At 33.9% G+C, this 17,635-nt stretch carries 17 protein-coding genes; 16 read left to right on the top strand and 1 reads right to left on the bottom strand.

Annotated features, from left to right (window positions below; all coding sequences use genetic code 11):
• The first annotated feature begins 154 nt into the window (after positions 1–154).
• From MQX03_RS10025 to msrA, 6 genes are all read left to right on the top strand, one after another.
• Positions 155–2,353, top strand: coding sequence for a TonB-dependent siderophore receptor (locus MQX03_RS10025; protein ID WP_242802857.1), 2,199 nt, complete (start codon positions 155–157; stop codon positions 2,351–2,353).
• Between the two features lie 18 nt (positions 2,354–2,371).
• Positions 2,372–3,592: a PepSY-associated TM helix domain-containing protein gene (locus tag MQX03_RS10030; RefSeq protein WP_242802859.1), complete on the top strand. Its 1,221-nt coding sequence runs from the start codon at positions 2,372–2,374 to the stop codon at positions 3,590–3,592.
• Positions 3,593–3,594: 2 nt separating this feature from the next.
• Positions 3,595–5,712, top strand: a complete 2,118-nt coding sequence (locus tag MQX03_RS10035) for a TonB-dependent receptor (protein WP_242802861.1) — start codon at positions 3,595–3,597, stop codon at positions 5,710–5,712.
• Between the two features lie 51 nt (positions 5,713–5,763).
• A complete protein-coding gene (locus tag MQX03_RS10040; RefSeq protein WP_242802863.1) occupies positions 5,764–6,975 on the top strand; it encodes a PepSY-associated TM helix domain-containing protein in 1,212 nt (403 codons plus the stop codon).
• Positions 6,976–7,057: 82 nt separating this feature from the next.
• Positions 7,058–8,026, top strand: coding sequence for an ROK family protein (locus MQX03_RS10045; protein ID WP_242802865.1), 969 nt, complete (start codon positions 7,058–7,060; stop codon positions 8,024–8,026).
• Positions 8,027–8,253: 227 nt separating this feature from the next.
• A complete protein-coding gene (gene msrA / locus MQX03_RS10050) occupies positions 8,254–8,811 on the top strand; it encodes a peptide-methionine (S)-S-oxide reductase MsrA (RefSeq protein ID WP_242802866.1) in 558 nt (185 codons plus the stop codon).
• A 32-nt stretch (positions 8,812–8,843) separates the two neighbouring features.
• Here the strand turns inward: msrA and MQX03_RS10055 are convergent, their stop codons facing one another.
• Positions 8,844–9,677 (bottom strand): hypothetical protein, encoded by an 834-nt coding sequence (locus MQX03_RS10055; protein WP_242802868.1) that lies wholly within the window; start codon positions 9,675–9,677, stop codon positions 8,844–8,846.
• Between the two features lie 382 nt (positions 9,678–10,059).
• Here MQX03_RS10055 and MQX03_RS10060 point away from each other — a divergent pair, with 382 nt between their 5' ends.
• The 10 genes from MQX03_RS10060 (at position 10,060) to MQX03_RS10105 (ending at position 17,633) form a co-directional block, all read left to right on the top strand.
• The gene (locus MQX03_RS10060; protein WP_242802870.1) at positions 10,060–10,275 is read left to right on the top strand and encodes a hypothetical protein; all 216 of its coding nucleotides are present in this window, start codon (positions 10,060–10,062) and stop codon (positions 10,273–10,275) included.
• Positions 10,276–10,337: 62 nt separating this feature from the next.
• A complete protein-coding gene (locus tag MQX03_RS10065; RefSeq protein WP_242802872.1) occupies positions 10,338–12,005 on the top strand; it encodes a tetratricopeptide repeat-containing sensor histidine kinase in 1,668 nt (555 codons plus the stop codon).
• A 4-nt stretch (positions 12,006–12,009) separates the two neighbouring features.
• Positions 12,010–12,675: a response regulator gene (locus MQX03_RS10070; protein WP_242802874.1), complete on the top strand. Its 666-nt coding sequence runs from the start codon at positions 12,010–12,012 to the stop codon at positions 12,673–12,675.
• A gap of 119 nt (positions 12,676–12,794) precedes the next feature.
• On the top strand, positions 12,795–13,442 hold the full coding sequence (locus tag MQX03_RS10075) for a hypothetical protein (RefSeq protein ID WP_242802876.1): 648 nt from the start codon (positions 12,795–12,797) through the stop codon (positions 13,440–13,442).
• Between the two features lie 28 nt (positions 13,443–13,470).
• A complete protein-coding gene (locus MQX03_RS10080; protein WP_242802878.1) occupies positions 13,471–13,755 on the top strand; it encodes a hypothetical protein in 285 nt (94 codons plus the stop codon).
• 38 nt (positions 13,756–13,793) lie between these two features.
• A complete protein-coding gene (locus MQX03_RS10085; RefSeq protein WP_242802880.1) occupies positions 13,794–14,156 on the top strand; it encodes a DUF6804 family protein in 363 nt (120 codons plus the stop codon).
• Positions 14,157–14,160: 4 nt separating this feature from the next.
• Complete coding sequence (locus MQX03_RS10090) at positions 14,161–14,568, top strand: hypothetical protein (RefSeq protein ID WP_242802882.1); 408 nt, start codon at positions 14,161–14,163, stop codon at positions 14,566–14,568.
• A gap of 5 nt (positions 14,569–14,573) precedes the next feature.
• Positions 14,574–15,917 carry a beta-carotene 15,15'-monooxygenase gene (locus MQX03_RS10095; protein ID WP_242802884.1) on the top strand — a complete coding sequence of 448 codons (1,344 nt, stop codon included), beginning with the start codon at positions 14,574–14,576 and terminating at the stop codon, positions 15,915–15,917.
• 9 nt (positions 15,918–15,926) lie between these two features.
• Positions 15,927–16,811 (top strand): hypothetical protein, encoded by an 885-nt coding sequence (locus MQX03_RS10100; RefSeq protein ID WP_242802886.1) that lies wholly within the window; start codon positions 15,927–15,929, stop codon positions 16,809–16,811.
• A gap of 114 nt (positions 16,812–16,925) precedes the next feature.
• Positions 16,926–17,633 (top strand): response regulator transcription factor, encoded by a 708-nt coding sequence (locus MQX03_RS10105; protein WP_242802888.1) that lies wholly within the window; start codon positions 16,926–16,928, stop codon positions 17,631–17,633.
• Positions 17,634–17,635: the final 2 nt, after the last annotated feature.

Raw genomic sequence — 17,635 nt, forward strand, 5'->3', positions numbered from 1 at the left:
AGACAATTACAGATATGATAAAAAACCGCTTCAATTGAAGCGGTTTTTTTTGTTATTTAGTGAATAGCACATCTAAAGAAACATGACAAATGTCAATTTTTACAATTTATTTAGAATAATTAAAAACAATATATTTGCCAAAAATAATTCTTTCATGAAAAAGCTACTGGTTTGCGCATCATTGTTGGGTTCAATGATAACGTTTGCACAAGAAAAAGACACAATCAAGTCTAATGATATTGAAGAAGTTGTAGTAAACGGAAAATACTACAAAAAATATGTGGAAAAAGAGGGGTCATCTTCTCTTAGATTAGATGAGGAGCTTATCAAAATCCCTCAAAACATCTCAATCATTACCAATAGAGCTTTGGAAGATCAGCAAGTTACAACTTTGAGTGATGGTGTTCTTAGAAACGTTGCCGGAGCTCAGAGATTAGAACACTGGGGAGATATGTATACGAGAGTAAACATGAGAGGATCCAGAGCCGCAGCATTTATGAATGGAGTGAACGTAACTTCAAACTGGGGACCTTTAAGCGAAGACATGTCTTTCGTTGATCATATCGAATTTATTAAAGGGCCATCAGGGTTTTTAATGTCAAACGGAGAGCCAAGTGGTATCTACAATATTGTGACTAAAAAACCAACAGGAAATGCTTTAAACGGAAGTGCTAGGGTGACCCTTGGAAGCTTCAATATGTACAGAGGCGAAACAGATATCGATACAAAGATTACTGATAAAGTAGCTTTCAGATTAAATTTAATGGCTCAGAACAAAAACAGTTTCAGGGACTACGAGTTTAATGACAGATACATCATCAACCCATCAATTAAAGTAAACCTTTCTGACAAAACTACTTTAACTGCAGAATACATTTATCAGAAAGCAAAAATGTCTGAAGTAGGTTCTGCATACGTTTTCAGCTTTGACGGGTACGCTACAAGACCTGTAGAATATACTTCCACAGATTCTGGACTTGCGCCAACTAAAGTTGACAATAATACGGTAAACGTAAATCTACAACATAAATTTAACGAAAACTGGAAGCTAACTTCTCAATTAACTTACGTTAATGAATATACAATGGGAAGTAACCTTTGGCCAAGCAGTTTCGAGGGTAATTATATGATCCGTCGTCTAGGATATTGGGAAGGTGATAATACCATGAAGTTCGGACAAGTTTTCTTAAATGGATATGCGAAAACTGGCGTTGTTTCTCACAAAATTTTAGCAGGGCTTGATTTAGGAAGCAAAAAATACATGGCAGACTGGTCTCAAGGATATAACCTTGATAAGTACAATGAAACAGATGATTATACTTTGCCCGCAGATCATAAATATTGGTATAATTTAAATACAAATAACTACGACATAAACGGAGCAGGAACTTACTACGGTCCAAATAATACCACAGCATACCTTCCTTTTGATGGCACTACAAAACCTCTTTCTGTAAGAGCTGGCGCAGGAAGTACTTTGGAGCAGAATTATACTGGTCTATATTTACAAGACGAATTAGGATTTTTAGATGATAAATTGAGAGTAACACTTGCTGCTCGTTACACAACCGTTAAAGAAAACAGCTATGGAACAAAATCTGAAGCTGACAAAATTACTCCACGTGTTGGTATTAGCTATTCTATCGATGAATCGATGTCTGTTTACGGTTTATATGATCAGGCATTCGTTCCTCAGGCAGCAATTTTCAGAGACGGAAGTACAGTAAAACCAATTACCGGAAACAACATGGAAATTGGTCTGAAAAAAGATTGGTTCGGAGGAAAATGGAATACAACATTGTCTGCCTACAACATTATAAAAAATAACGCTACAATAGGCGATCCTACAAACAGTCCAATCGAACAATTCTCAATTCTACTTGGAAAAACAAGAGTACAAGGTGTAGAATTTGATCTTAAAGGGGAAATCACAAAAGGATTCAACGCAATCTTCAACTACGCGTTTACAGAAAACAAAATAACAGAATCGAATGATCCTGTTGGTAATCCTGAAGGGAAAAGAGTTCCCGGATACGCAAAACATACAGCGAATGGATGGCTAAATTACACATTTACAGATAGTGTTTTAGAAGGATTCGGATTAAGCTTCGGTGGAACTTATCTTGCTGATAGAAGCAGCTGGGATTGGGGAGGAACTAACACTCAGCAAATGAATGATTATGTAAAATTTGATGCTGGTGCATCTTGGGAAAACACAAAATTCAGAGTTGGTTTGAATATATTTAATGTATTCAACAGATACCTGTATTCAGGATCTCCTTACGGTAACTATTATTATTACCAAGCTGAAGCTCCAAGAAACTTCAGATTATCAATAGGATATAAATTTTAAATAATTAAAAGCTAGCCAATGGCTAGCTTTTTTTATATGAAGAAGAAGCATCATCATAAAAAGAAACCTTCGTTTATAAAAAAATGGTCTGCTAAACTGCATTTGTGGTTTGGTTTATCTGTTGGGATTATAGTATTCATCATTTCTTTGACGGGGACGATGTATGTTTTTAAAGATGAGATTCAAAGTCAGCTCAGGAAAGATGCGATTTACGTTAAGAAAGAATCTATCATTGCAGAGCCTTTGTCTATTGAAGTACTTCGTGATAAAGTTTCGTTAGAGGTTAATGAAAAATATCAGATTAGCTCTGTGGAGATTCCTTTAGATAAAAATAAATCTTATGAATTTCTCTACTACGAAAAAGATAAAAAAGCCTGGAATTATTTTGATGAAGTGAAAATCAACAAATTGGTTTATGTGAACCAGTACACTGGAGAAATTCTGGGAATTTATAATGAAAAATATGACCTCTTCCCTATTTTAAAATCCATTCACTGGAGCTTATTATTAAAAGCTGACTGGGGAAAATATGTAGTAGGAATTCCGGTTGTCTTGTTTATCATTATGCTTATTACGGGAATCGTTCTCTGGTGGCCAAAAAATAAGAAAATGATAAAAGGTCGTTTTTCATTTGACTGGAAAAACGTAAAAACATGGAAACGTAAAAACTATGATCTTCATAATGTTTTAGGATTTTACGCTTCATTTATTGCTTTAATAATGAGCCTTTCAGGAATTTATTTCGCATACCCTTGGGTAAAAAATGCGTTCAATTTTACATTATCCGGTTCGGTCGATTTACCTAAAGAAAAGGAGGCCGAATCTCCTGATTCACTTCTAGCAAAAAACAACTTAGTTTTTGACCTTACCGCAAAAGAGACCCGAAAATTATATGTAAGCTCGTCAAGTTTCAGAATTCCATTAAATGGAAAAAATAAAAAAGGAAAAGATTTAAAAAACATTCCGGTGACTGTCTATGGTGAAGATGGAAAATTTGCCATCAGAAATCAATTAGCATTTGATAAATATTCAGGAAAACTACTGTCTAATAAACCTCATCAGGAACTTAATACTGCAGAAAAATATGCCTATGCCAATTATGACATTCACACAGGATCCTATTTCGGATTCATAGGAAAGATTATTTGGTTTATTGCAGGGCTGATCTGCACATCATTGCCCGTAACGGGATTTTTAATATGGCTGGGGAAACAAAAGAAAAAAGGAATTAAAGCGTAATCATGAAGAAAATCATTTTATCTGTAGCATCTTTAGCTACTGTCACAACATTTGCTCAACAAAAAGATTCTTTACAGGTTAAAGACGTAGACGAAGTGGTAATGACGGCTTCCAGAAAAAGCGAAAACATCAAAGAAATACCAAGTTCAGTTACGATTGTCGGCGAAAAGCAGATTCAGTCGCAATTAACGGTTAACTCAGATATTACAAGTATTTTACAATATACGGTTCCGAGTTTGGCGACAAGCTCAGGACAGACTTCAAATACCGGACAAACGTTGAGAGGACGCCAGGTTTTGGTTTTAATTGACGGAATACCGCAATCCACTCCACTGAGAAACGGAGCGAGAGACTTACGAGTGATTGATCCTACCGTTATCGAAAGAATTGAAGTGATCAAAGGTGCTTCATCAATCTATGGAAACGGTGCAGACGGAGGAATTATCAATTACATTACAAGAAAAAGCAAATCAGATAAAAAGATTTCCGGAATTTCTCAAGTTGGCATTACCATACAGCCTTACGGAGGAACTCTTGGTGTGCGAGCCAGTCAGTTTTTATCCGGAAAAATCACAGATAAATTCGATTATGTAGCTTCTTTCGCTTACGAAAGAACTGGGTATATGAAAGATGCAGATGGTGTCAATTTAAGTCCAACGTACAGTCCTGCAAAAATGGATAACTACAACGGAATGTTGAAATTAGGCTATAATTTTAATGAAAATCAAAGAATTGAAGCATCCTACATTGGTTATGCTTCAAAATCTGATCTTAATTTAGGTTTAAAAACAGGAAAATATGGCCAAATTCCAACGATCGGGGAAGGCGAAAGCAAAAACTTAGACACAACACCTCAGGGAACACCGAGAAATCACAATTTTAAAATCAGCTACGACAATAAGAATATATTTTGGAAGACCTCACTCAATCTCAACCTTTATCTGCAGGATTTCAGAACCGTCTACGGATATAGCGACACTTTCTTGAACGGAGGTCAGTCTAATGTTATTTCCAATAAAAAAGGAGCAAGACTTAATTTGGATACTCAATTGTGGAATGCTAAAAATTCTCAGGGAGAAGTAATTTATGGAGTGGATATCCTGAATGACCAAACCGTTCAGAAACTAGAAGACGGCCGTTACTGGACTCCAGATATGGATATGACCAACATAGCCCCTTTTCTATTGGTGAAAATTGATTTACTAAAGAAATTAACGATCAAAGGAGGACTTCGCTATGAAAACATGAAAGTAAAAGTAGGTGATTTTGACACTCTTTCGTCACTAAAAGCCGATGGAACTTTTACCAAAAGTATTTTTGTGACAGGTGGAGAATTGGAATACAATGCATTAGTAGCCAATCTTGGACTCCGTTATAATATCAACCCGATGATTAATCTTTTCGGGAGTTTTTCACAGGCTTATTCAATTAACGAGTTGGGAAGAATTTTAAGAACCTCAACTTCCGATACGATTACCAAGCTCGAAACCAAACCAATCATTGTCAACAACTACGAATTGGGAGCAACAGGGCAAATTACCAAATGGTTAAATTATGAAGTAACTTCTTACGTAAGTACATCAAAATTAGGAGCTACATTCATCCAAAGTCCAGACAGAGCTTTAACAATCCAGAGATCTCCCGAAATGGTGTATGGTGTGGAAGGATTTTTACATTTCACTCCTGCAAAATGGATCAATTTCGGAGGAAGCTACAGCTGGATGGAAGGAATTACTTCTGTAAAAGATGACGGAGATTATTCAACAAAAATTAATAACAGCAGAATTTCTGCACCGAAAGTTTTAGCATATGTTCAGGTAAGACCTACCGAAAAATTATCTGTCGGAGTAGACATGCTCAATGCTTTCAGGCAAAATAGGTTTGGCCCAAATGCAAAAACAGGATTGTATGTTTATGGCGAAGGTGAAGTACCCGGCTACACAGTTTTCAACTTTAAATCGAGCTATGATGTTAACCAAAACTGGAAAGTATCTTTAGGAGTAGAAAATGTGTTCAACAAAATGTACCAGCCTGCAATTGCGTGGTGGGCAGCAAGAGACGCAGACTTCACGAATTCATTAGGGATGCGTGGAACGTTCATGGTTGAATACAGATTTTAATTAATCTAAATAAAAATAGAAAATCTTATATTTGCACAACTTTAGAAATTCATGAAGAAAAAATATCACCACAAAAAGAAACCAAGTCTTTTCAAAAAATGGACAGGGAAACTGCATTTATGGTTCGGATTAGGAATCGGATTTTTGATTTTCATTATCTCAATTACCGGTGCTTTGTATGTGTTCAAAGACGAGGTCGAAAACTTTACCAGAAAAGAGGTTATCTATCATAATGAGCCCAATATTGATCAGAAACAAATCCTTCCAATCAGAGTTTTAGAAAAATCGGTGGTGGCACAGGTGAAAGAAAAATATCCCGTGCATTGGGTCAATATTCCGATTGATAAAAAGATGTCTTACCAGTTTTATTGGTATGAGCACAATCCGAAAGCATGGAATTATTTTGAAGAATTTCCTATTTACAAGTTGGCTTACGTCAATCCATATAACGGGAAAGTTTTACAGACTTACGACGAGAAAAACGGCTTTTTTCAGATTGTAAAAATGATTCACTGGAGTTATTTACTAAAACAGGAATGGGGAACTTACGTCGTAGGAATACCGGTGATTATCTTTGTCATTATGCTGATTTCAGGGATTATCTTATGGTGGCCAAAAAACAAAGCAGCCAGAAAACAACGTTTTTCATTCAAATGGCAAAATGTAAAAAGCTGGAAAAGAAAAAACTACGACCTTCACAATGTTTTAGGTTTTTACGCATCCATATTTGCTTTAATATTTTCACTTACCGGTTTATTCTATGCCTTTTTTGTTGTTCAGGCGGCATTCTACTTTATTTTTTCCGGTGGAAGTACGGCTTATCCGGACTTTACATCCATTAAAACAAAAGCTCCGATTGAGTTGAGAACCGAAGGCACTTTAGACAAAATCAGCAATACGGTAAAAGCAAAATATCCTGAATCTTTCGGGTTCGCAATCGATTTAGGACATCCCCATATGGATGATCATGAACATCCGAATTTTGAGGTTTATGTAAAACACCTCTCCTATTCTTATCATAAAAGCAGCAGTTTGATTTTTGACGAAAACTCTGGTGAGCTTCTACATACTCACGATATGAAAGACAAAAACTTTGGTGAAAAAGCCGTAGGAGCCAACTATGATATTCACGTAGGTTCAATCTTAGGATTACCAACCAAAATCATTGCATTTCTTGTCAGCTTAATTTGTGCTTCACTTCCTGTAACCGGATTTTTAGTGTGGTGGGGAAGAAGAAAAAAGGTAAAAAAAGTGATCTCATAATTTTTTAATAATATTCTACATTAAGCATTATTAATACAATCTTTTTTATAAATTTATTGCCTCGAAATTATACAATAAGAAAATGTCAGTAGTAGATTTGTCAAAACAGGTTGCATTAGGTATCGATATCGGTGGAACCAATACTAAATTTGGTTTAGTAAATCACAGAGGCCAGATTTTAGCAAAAGGTTCACTTCCCACCGATCAGTATGATACGCCGGAAGCATTTATCGATGCATTGCACGAAAAAATTCAACCGTTGATCGATGAGCATGGAGTAGAAAAAATGATAGAAGGAATCGGTGTAGGAGCGCCCAACGCAAACTATTACAGAGGAACCATCGAGCAGGCACCCAATCTTCCATGGAAAGGCGTGATTCAGTTTGCAGACTTAATGACTGAAAAATTCGGACAGCCTTGCAAAATGACCAATGATGCCAATGCTGCAGCTTTAGGTGAAATGATGTACGGCGCTGCAAGAGGCATGAAAGATTTCATCATGATTACCTTGGGAACAGGCGTTGGCAGCGGAATTGTTTCAAGCGGACATTTAATCTACGGTCATGACGGTTTTGCAGGAGAACTAGGTCACACCATCGTAAAGCCAGGCGGAAGAAAACATTGGAGCACCGGTTCTGAAGGTAGCCTTGAAGCATATGCATCTGCAACAGGTATTGCCATTACTGCAAAAAAAATGAGAGCAGAATTCCCAGATTCTATGCTGAATCAATATCCTGAAGATATCATCAATTCTAAAACCGTTCATGAATGTGCTTTAAAAGGTGATCCCGTAGCCATAGAAGTTTTCAGATATACCGGTCAGAAATTGGGTGAAGCTTTAGCTAATTTCGTCATGTTCTCTTCACCGGAAGCAATTTTGCTATTCGGAGGGGTAATCAAAGCAGGAGATTTTATTTTAAAACCTGCAAAACTTCACATGGAAAGAAATCTTTTACCTATTTTCAGAAACAAAGTAAGATTGGTTTTCAGTGAATTGGATGAAGCCGATGCAGCCATTTTGGGAGCAAGTGCTTTGGTTTGGGAAAAGTAATTCAAACAAATAAAATATATCAGGCATTCTCTTTTTGAGGATGCTTTTTTGTTTTCAATACTTAAATGATTTTCATTGGTGATTATTTGTGAAATCTATCAGTGCGATTTGTGTTTAAACCATTGTTTAATTACATTTTGGCTCAATTTTTTCTTATTTTTGATACGTTTTTAATCAACCTAAAATAGGTATGAGAATGAACGACTTAAACAAACAATCAATTTAAAATGGATAAAAATAATTTACAGCAAATTACTTTCGGAGGCGGATGTTTCTGGTGTGTAGAAAGCTGTTTTAATATGTTAAAAGGTGTAGAATCTGCAATTTCAGGATATTCTGGTGGTCATAAAGATAATCCGACTTATGAAGAAATTTGTACAGGAGAAACCGGACATGCAGAAGTCGTGCAGATCACTTATGATCCGGCAATCATTTCTTATGATCAGTTGACGGATGTATTTTTCTTCCTTCACGATCCTACTCAGCTTAACAGACAAGGAAATGACATCGGAACTCAATATCGTTCTGCCATTTTCTATAAAGACGATGCTGAAAAACAAAGAGCAGAAAATGCTATCAAAGAATCTGAAGCTTCAGGAAAATGGTCTGGAAAATATGTGACAGAATTGGCGCCATTTGAAAAATTCTGGCCGGCAGAACAGTATCACCAAGGATATTATCATGTCAACCCAAATCAACCTTACTGCAGTGCAGTAGTTGGTCCAAAAATTCAAAAGTTCAAAAAACATTTCGGAGAACTGGGAATGTTGACAGATTCAGAATAAAAAATTAAAGCGGAGATTTTTCTTCGCTTTTTTTATTGCTCTATTTCCTCTTCTATAACTCCAGCATATTTGTCAATAATATATTCTGTAGCTTTTCTTAATTCTCTCCCGTTATTCGGATCTACTCCATCATCTGTAAAAAATTCCACTACCCCATTATATTTTGAATACCAAACTTTTCCGTAAGCATTTTCCACTGTCAAAGTATCTTTTCTTTCAATTCTTTTCAAATAGGTCATCTTTTCATAATCAAAAGATATCTTGTGATTGTAAATCGGATTTTTATCCTGACAATCTACCCGTTTGTATTCACTTTTATCCCAATACATACATTGCGGTTGAGGTTCTAAAATTCCCGCAATTCCTTGAATTTGATTATTCGGCTTCTTGGAAAAGGCAACGGTTCCCGTCGTCAAACATATCAAAAGCACAATCTCCATAATTCCCATTCCGTTTTTCTTTATGAATTCAGGCATTTTGAAATTTTGCTCATTCGTAATATTGATAATGATATTGGAAAGCTTTTCCGTTAAAGATTCCTCGTCTTTATCAACGCTTATTTTGACTGTTGTTTTATTGGCTTCATCATCTTTCTTTGTAAAAGCTCTTGAAAATTCCGTGAAGTCTTTGTAATCTAAATACTCACTCAGTTTATTCAAGATTAAAGTTTCTATACTCGTTTCTTCTTTTATTCCCGTAATAAATGAATCATGGTATCTCGAAAGTGTTTTCACAGATATTATAAAACCCAACTTTCTTTCAATATCATCAGAAAGATCTGTCGCCCATCCGTTCTTTGTATCCTTTTCAGATTTAGATTTAATCTTTTGAAATACTTCATGAATTAGTAGTTTTCTTTTGGACATAATTAGTTTTTAAGAGCATTACAAAATAGGTGATTTTCAATCATAATTCATTACGGTTTTCCACAATCAAATCCTGTCCATTTATTGTCCATCGATGTCTATGTTTTGTCTAACACCTGCATCACGTTTTGTTGCAAATTTGCTAAAGAAATCAGTGATAAACAAACAATTACAAAAAACAAATTTACAAAACTGATTTCAAAATCACCTGATAAAACGGAAGAAAACTCCGGGTTGGGAAGCAGATGTTTCTCTTCCGTTTTTGAAGGTTCACTTCCCAAAAAATTTAGAAGCGCTTCAATTTTTTTAAACGTGTAACACTGTCTGCGATCTGTTTCGCAGGGAAGAACACGAATGCTTTAACAATAAATTTTTTGACAAAATGATTCAAATACTTTTAATGCTACTTGGCTTAGCATTCGGAAATAATAATGGAAATGCAACATGCAATAATAATAATAATAATAATAACGGAGGAACAGTGACAACACAGGATTCCGGAGGCGGAACAGGTTTTGATCCAGGAACGGGAACTGGTGATGATGGAGGAACAGGAGGAAATACAGGACAATTACCTCCACCTTTTACAAATCCATAAATTAATGAAGGACAGATTGCATAAATCTGTCCTTTTTTCTTACTTTGTATCAAACTATTTCCATGAAAAAAATATTGACTTTTATTTTATTATCACAATTAGTATTTTACTGTAAAAAAAATGATGAAATCAATGAATCCAATCCAACTAATCCATCAAACACAAGTTTTATATTAGCAAAAAAATATAAAGACACGAATTTAGATTCAGCTTTCATTTATTTTAATTTAGCTAAAAATGATTTTCTAATAAAGAATGATTCCATAGGAGCGGCTAGGTCTCTTGTGAATATGGCAATTATCCAATCTGATAAGGGAGATTATTATGGAAGTATTGAAACATCTTTAGAGGCGGACAAATATTTAAAGACAGCGGTAAAAAATGATTTTGTTAATAATTTATATTCATCAAATTATAACAATTTAGCAATATCTTCTAAATCACTAAAAAACTATCAAGACGCTGAAAAATACTATCAGAATGCATTAAAAATAACATTAGATAAAAATTATATTTCTGTTATAAATAATAATATTGGTGATATGCTAATATTACAAAATAAAAAAGATTCAGCAGTAACGCACTTACAAAAACTCAGGAATTCTAATGATAGTATAAGTTATGCCAGAGTTTTAAATAATTTAGCAAAAGCCAAATTTTTAGGAAATGTAAATTACAATGCAGTACCAGAATTAGAAAAAGCTTTAAAAATTAGAGAAATTCAAAAAGACACATTAGGATTGAACTCAAGTTTTGCAACGCTTGCAGATTATTTCTATAGCAGGGATAAAAATAAATCTTTATTTTATGCAAAAATGATGTTGAAAAGGGCGAAACTCAACAAAAGCCCAGATGATCGACTTGAAGCATTACAAAAGTTAATTAATTTGGACAAGATTAATTATTTAAATTATTTTAAAGAATTTCAAACTTTAAATGACAGTGTACAACTTGCAAGGAGTAAAGCAAAAAATCAATTTGCCGTTGTAAGATATGATGTAGAACAAAAAAATGCTCTGAATCAAAAACTAAAAGCCGATAATGAAATTGAGAAAATAAGAAAGAACGTTGGAATAGGCAGTTTGACAATACTTCTAGTCGGAGGTTTCTTACTATATCGAAAAAGACAAAAACAATTAAAACAGGAAAAAGAACTCGAAGTAAAAAACACAGAACTCAGATATTCCAAAAAAGTACATGATAAAGTAGCCAATAAAGTTTATCATGTAATGTCGGAAGTGGAAAATACTGAGAATATGAATAAAGAAGTTTTGCTTTATAAACTTGATGGAATTTATCAGATTTCGCGCGATATATCCTATGAAAAAAACGATGTTGCTCTTGAGCATAATTTTTCACAACATTTATCTCAAATGCTAAAATCTTACTCCTCAGAAACAATTAAAGTTCCGATTATAGGCAATGAAGAATCTTTATGGGAAGACATTCCGGACAATTCTAAAGTTGAAATTTTCTATATTTTACAGGAACTCATGACCAATATGAAAAAACACAGCAAAGCCGATAAAGTTCTTATTGATTTTTCACGCGAAAACGACCTGATCAATATTGTATATTCTGATAACGGAATAGGAATTTCGGAATTTTCTCCTAAAAATGGTTTGCAAAATACGGAATCCCGTATAAATTCTATTGGTGGAACAATTAATTTTGACACGAAGACAGAAAATGGTTTAAAAATAAACCTTTCATTTCCAGTAAAAAATTAATAATATGTTTAAAAAAGCACTAATAGCCGAAGATTTCGAAAGTTACAACTCATCCGTTCAGAAAGCTCTTGAAGAATTAAAAATTGAGATTATAGACAATGTTCAGTATTGTGATGATGCATTTATGAAGATCAAAAAAAGTATCCGTGAGAAAAACCCTTATGATTTGCTTATTACCGATCTTTCGTTTGTAAGTGATCACAGAGAACAGCATATAACGAATGGTCGGGATTTAATCAGTATTATCAAAAATGAATCTCCAACTGTTAAAATCATCGCTTTCTCAATTGAAGACAGAGCCGAAATTGTTGATGACCTTTTCAAAACGCATGAAATCAATGGTTTTGTTTCCAAAGGTCGGGAAGATCTTAAAGAATTGAAGCAAGCTGTAAAAGCTGTCTTTAGTGATCAAAAATATATTTCAACCAATATTAAAAATTCGATAAAGACAAGAAACTCATACGATTTTACAAGATTTGAGATTATTCTAGTGAAATTACTTTCAGAAGGTATGATGCAAAAAAATATTCCTGATTATTTAAAAGAAAACAACATCAAACCATCCAGCTTGAGCAGTGTGGAAAAATGTCTCAATAATATGAAGGAATCTTTAGGAGTCGGCAATAACGAACAACTGATTGCTCTTTGCAAAGATTGGGGAATTATTTAGAATTTAAAAAATATTTATTAAAAACCTTTCATTTTTTTGAAAGGTTTTTTCGTTTTATGGTTTCCCGTAAGGATTGCTTTTCAAAGGGTTATACTTTTGGAGTATAAAACAATTAATCAATGAATAAAATATTTATAAAAAATATCATTCCGACTTTTAGGTTTTTAATTGGTTGTATCCTTTCAATTTTCTTTTTAGTAGAATGTACAAAAAATAACGCTAATGAAAAGGTAACGCTTGAAAAAGAACATATTAAAATTGAGCAGAAGAAAGATGATTTAAAAGCAAGATTACAAAGAGAAATAGAAGGGTTAGAAAAAGATTCTGATTTATCCAAAAATGTTTCTTCAATTGATGGAATTACAATAGTTATTGCTCTCTATAAAGTTTACGCATCGGTAATTAAAGAAGGAAAAGAAAGCAGTGATATTGAAGAACAAGCACTAGCTAAGAAACTGGAAAAAATGGTCATTAATTCTCAAATAAAAGTTTTCCCAAAACTAAGATTGATATACTACAGAATCATAAAAGAAAAACTTTGGGAAAACGATATTGAAGTGAAAATCATTGGTTCAACAAATAGAACATTACAGTTTACAGGTGGACTTTTTGCAGCTAATAAAAATATTCAGGATACACAATCAGCATTACATGAAGTCCTTTCATTTTTGAGATTCAAACAGATACAATATAAATGGTATTCAGGTGATGATGAATATACTTACTATAATATTGAGTCTCCTAAAGATTCTGAAATCACAAACTAAACATAATTTATTCAAAAACAATTTTATCATGAAAAAACTACTTCTTACTAGCCTTTTAAGTTTAGGCTTATTATTACCTGCAACTTTCTCAGCATCAACAAATTCTTCAACCTCAAAAACTGAAATTTCAGCTCAAAAACAAAAGAAAAAGAAAACGAAGAAAAGAAAAGCAAGAAAATCAAAATCAACAGCAAGTCGAGGTTGTACTTATAATGGTCATACTCTTTATGTTGGGAAAAGAGGTGGCTGCTATTACATGGCCGGAAACAGCAAAGAATATGTAGACAGATCTTACTGTTCAGGCTGTAACTAATTCACAATAAAAGTCCGACAAAATTTAAAACTAATAATATGAAATACCTCATCATTATAGCTGCATTGTGCTGTTTTATCGGCATTGTCGATTTACCGATTGGCTATTATACTTTTCTTCGGATCATCGTTTCGTTTATGTCATTCGTGATTATTGTCAATGAATTTAGAAGCAGGAGATTTTGGTTCATCACTTTTGTTTTGATCTTTGTTCTTTTTAACCCGATTTTCCCGATTTACCTTTATTTAAAGCCTATTTGGATTTTCATTGATTGCATTGTCGGACTTTTATTACTTTATTACTTCTACAGTTTAATTCCAAAGAAAAAAATAAAAGAACCGGAAACAATCGACATTCCGCATCAGGAAATCCCAAGAACAAGAGACCGAATAATCAAATAAAACTATGGAAACAATACAAATACCTGAAAATCTTAAAGCTCATTTTTTAAGATTATATCAAATGGCAATTTGCGACGACGATTTTAGTCCGCTGGAATTGAAAATGCTGTACAAATCAGCCGAAGAAAGAGGAATATCTTCAAAAAATTTAGATGAAATTCTTCTGAATCCAATTAATTCAAAATCTCTGATTCCTGAAACAATTGAAGAAAAAGTAGAATATCTCTACGATCTTACCGTAATGATTTGGGCAGACGGAATTGTCTCAGAAAATGAATATTCTGCTTTAAAAAAATATGTCGGAATGTTTGGTTTCTTAGAAGAAAACGTAAAAGATATTGCCGATTATTTCATCGAAGCAGTAAAGAACGGAAAAACCAAAACTGATATTCTTAATGACTTAAAAAACTGATTACCATGAATGCCATGACCTCAAATATTAAAAATCTTTTCAGATTAAAAACTGTTCCGGCTGAAGAAAATCAAAATCAGCTTCCGACAACTGAACCTGTAGACAACGAATTAACCGAAGAAAGTCGCAAACGAACGTATCACGAATCTGGTTACAGAGACGGGACAAGAAACAGCGGAAATCACACTGCTTTGTCCATTTGCCTTGATGCGATCTATTCTAAATTTCAAAACGAAGAAAAACAGCTCGTTGAAAAGCAGAGTAAATTGAAAGAACCTTATCTGAACGAACAGAAAAACAAAGAAACAGAAATTAAAGGTTTGACCGTTTCTTTAGACAACAAAGAAGAAAAGCTCAACAACATTGATGAAGACATTAAAAATGTTCAGGATAAAATTGAAGGTCTGAAATTTGAAATCAATGATTTACCAAGAAATCCTGAAGCGTACAGTGTGAACGCCACAAAAGGCGCCTCTACGAAATTCTGGATTGGTTTGATTCTCTTGATTCCGATAAGCTTATATCTTTTCACTTTTTATATTTCAACTTCGTATTCTGCGTTTTTCAAAAGTTTCGATGCGAACGGGAATATTATTCAAAGTGTTTTGGACGCACAGGCTTTCAACAAAGCTTGGGCTGAAGGTCCGCTGGAAGGTGCTTTTGTGACTTTGATTCCGTTTGTTTTCTTAGGTTTGGGATATTTGATCCATATGTTTGGAGAAAACAAAAGCTTTGGCAATTACGCTAAAATCGCATTATTATTCATTATCACATTTGTTTTCGATGCAATTCTGGCTTACGAAATTGAATCTAAATTATATGAACTGAACAAAACTTTTGAGTCTCCTCCATTCGATCTCAAAATAGCATTTACCAAGAATCAGTTTTGGGGAATTATTTTCGCCGGGTTCATAGTTTACATTATTTGGGGATTGGTTTTCGACTTTGTCATGAAAGAACATAAAGAAAAAGACAAGATCAAAAACGAACAAATCAGAAGACAAAAAGACATTTTGGTTCATCAGGAAAGAATCGTTGATTTTGAGAAACAAAAAGAGGAAGTCAGAAACAGCATCGGAAGCATCAAAGAATTGATTGCCAAAGCAAAAGGCAGAATTGAAGAACTTCAGAATATTATTGACGGAGTGATTATTCCTACAAAAGATTATAAACTTTACGCTTCAGAATATATGCAGGGCTGGATTACATTTATGAGTGAAAAATTAGCCGTTTCTCAATCAGTAAAACAAGAAATGATAGAAGAATGTAAGAAGCAATACAATTACAATCTCAATAAAGTCGGGGCAAATTCCGATAGTCAGAACTCTGTTTATATGTCAGTTTTATAAAATTTAATTATGAAAAAAATATTTTACCTCATTATCGCTTCTGCGCTTTTTATTCAATGCGGAAAGCCAAAAGAAAAGATTTCAGAAAGTTCAGTTCCGACAGTTAATTCTGCGAAAAACCTGAACCTTAGCGTTTTGATCGATCTTTCAGACAGAATTGATCCTGATAAAAATCCAAATCCGACGATGGAATATTTCCAGAGAGACACGGAATACATCAAAGCGATTGAAAAAGGATTTTTAGATCATATTAAAAACAAAAAAGTTATTCAACTCAACGATCAGATGCAGGTTTTCTTCAATCCTGAACCTTCAGATCCCAAAATGAATGAACTGACAAAAGAGTTGAAAGTGTCTTTCGATAAAAACACGACGAAAGAGAACATCAATTTGGTTCAAAACAAATATTCTTCGTTGCCAATGCAGATTTACGAGTCAGCGATAAAAGATAAAAAATATGTCGGATCAGATATTTGGGAGTTTTTCAAGAATAAAGCAAAAGATTACTGCATTAAAGATAATCATAGAAATGTCCTTTTCATTCTAACTGACGGTTATATTTATCACAAAGATTCTAAATTTTCTGAAGGTCAAAAAACTTCTTATCTCACACCGGAATTGGTAAAATCTTTAAAACTAAATTCTTCAGATTTCAAAAATAAAATTCAGGATAAAGGTTTGGGATTTGTAAAAGCTAATGATGATCTCGATAATCTTGAAGTCATTGTTTTAGGAATCAATCCCGCAAAAGGAAATCCTTTTGAAGCCGATGTCATCAAAGAATACTGGGAAAATTGGTTCAAAGAGATGAAAATCAAAAATTATCAGATAAAATCTGCCGATTTGCCATCCAATTTAGAACCTATTATTTTAAAAGCAATTTCGGGTAAATAAAAACACTTTTCTACATATCATTTATTCCAAAGGCGAAGTATTCTTCGTCTTTTTGTTTTTTAAGCTAAACCTCATTTGTATTCTTTTCCTTATTTTTGTGAGATTCGTTACTATATGAAAAAAATTGTTCTAATCGAAGATGAAACCAGCGTAGTTTCTTTTATTAAAAAAGGACTTCAGGAAAAGGGATATGATGTTTCGGTGGCATTTGACGGATTGACCGGCGTAAGCCTGGTGCAGGAGAATGATTTCGAATTGGTCATTTTAGACATTATGCTTCCGGGAATGAATGGTCTGGATGTCTGCAAGGAAATCAGAAAAACCAACAAACACGTTCCTATTCTTTTTTTAACGGCATTGGGTAGTTCAGAAAATATTGTTCTCGGGCTCGAAAGTGGCGGTGATGATTATTTGGTAAAACCTTTTAAGTTTATCGAGTTGGTTGCCAGAATTAAATCTTTACTAAGAAGAAGCGTTCCCATTGCAACTCCCGAAGTCACAGAAGACGAAACTTTTAATGAATATCTTTTTCAGATTTCAGATTTGACGGTCAACGATTATACCAAAAAAGTAGTGCGTGCTGGAGAAGAAATTTCTCTGACCTCTACCGAATATAAATTGTTAATGTATTTCCTCAACAATCCCGAAAAAGTAATTTCAAGGGCTGAAATTCTAGATGCAGTCTGGGGTGTCAACTACGAACTCGGAACCAATGTTGTAGATGTTTATGTAAATTATTTAAGAAAAAAAATAGATAATCAGGACGACAAAAAGCTCATCCACACCGTGATTGGTATGGGGTATGTTCTGAAAAAGCCATAGAA

This window comes from Chryseobacterium aahli, from assembly GCF_022699665.1.
Lineage (GTDB): Bacteria > Bacteroidota > Bacteroidia > Flavobacteriales > Weeksellaceae > Chryseobacterium > Chryseobacterium aahli.

Bases quoted from the DNA above. Each gene is read 5' to 3' on its own strand.
- msrA (WP_242802866.1), top strand. From the start codon at position 8,254: ATGGATAAAAATAATTTACAGCAAATTACTTTCGGAGGCGGATGTTTC.
- MQX03_RS10025 (WP_242802857.1), top strand. From the start codon at position 155: ATGAAAAAGCTACTGGTTTGCGCATCATTGTTGGGTTCAATGATAACG.
- MQX03_RS10035 (WP_242802861.1), top strand. From the start codon at position 3,595: ATGAAGAAAATCATTTTATCTGTAGCATCTTTAGCTACTGTCACAACA.
- MQX03_RS10040 (WP_242802863.1), top strand. From the start codon at position 5,764: ATGAAGAAAAAATATCACCACAAAAAGAAACCAAGTCTTTTCAAAAAA.
- MQX03_RS10065 (WP_242802872.1), top strand. From the start codon at position 10,338: ATGAAAAAAATATTGACTTTTATTTTATTATCACAATTAGTATTTTAC.
- MQX03_RS10090 (WP_242802882.1), top strand. From the start codon at position 14,161: ATGGAAACAATACAAATACCTGAAAATCTTAAAGCTCATTTTTTAAGA.
- MQX03_RS10105 (WP_242802888.1), top strand. From the start codon at position 16,926: ATGAAAAAAATTGTTCTAATCGAAGATGAAACCAGCGTAGTTTCTTTT.
- MQX03_RS10045 (WP_242802865.1), top strand. From the start codon at position 7,058: ATGTCAGTAGTAGATTTGTCAAAACAGGTTGCATTAGGTATCGATATC.
- MQX03_RS10070 (WP_242802874.1), top strand. From the start codon at position 12,010: ATGTTTAAAAAAGCACTAATAGCCGAAGATTTCGAAAGTTACAACTCA.
- MQX03_RS10060 (WP_242802870.1), top strand. From the start codon at position 10,060: ATGATTCAAATACTTTTAATGCTACTTGGCTTAGCATTCGGAAATAAT.
- MQX03_RS10085 (WP_242802880.1), top strand. From the start codon at position 13,794: ATGAAATACCTCATCATTATAGCTGCATTGTGCTGTTTTATCGGCATT.
- MQX03_RS10055 (WP_242802868.1), bottom strand. From the start codon at position 9,677: ATGTCCAAAAGAAAACTACTAATTCATGAAGTATTTCAAAAGATTAAA.
- MQX03_RS10075 (WP_242802876.1), top strand. From the start codon at position 12,795: ATGAATAAAATATTTATAAAAAATATCATTCCGACTTTTAGGTTTTTA.
- MQX03_RS10080 (WP_242802878.1), top strand. From the start codon at position 13,471: ATGAAAAAACTACTTCTTACTAGCCTTTTAAGTTTAGGCTTATTATTA.
- MQX03_RS10030 (WP_242802859.1), top strand. From the start codon at position 2,372: ATGGCTAGCTTTTTTTATATGAAGAAGAAGCATCATCATAAAAAGAAA.
- MQX03_RS10100 (WP_242802886.1), top strand. From the start codon at position 15,927: ATGAAAAAAATATTTTACCTCATTATCGCTTCTGCGCTTTTTATTCAA.
- MQX03_RS10095 (WP_242802884.1), top strand. From the start codon at position 14,574: ATGAATGCCATGACCTCAAATATTAAAAATCTTTTCAGATTAAAAACT.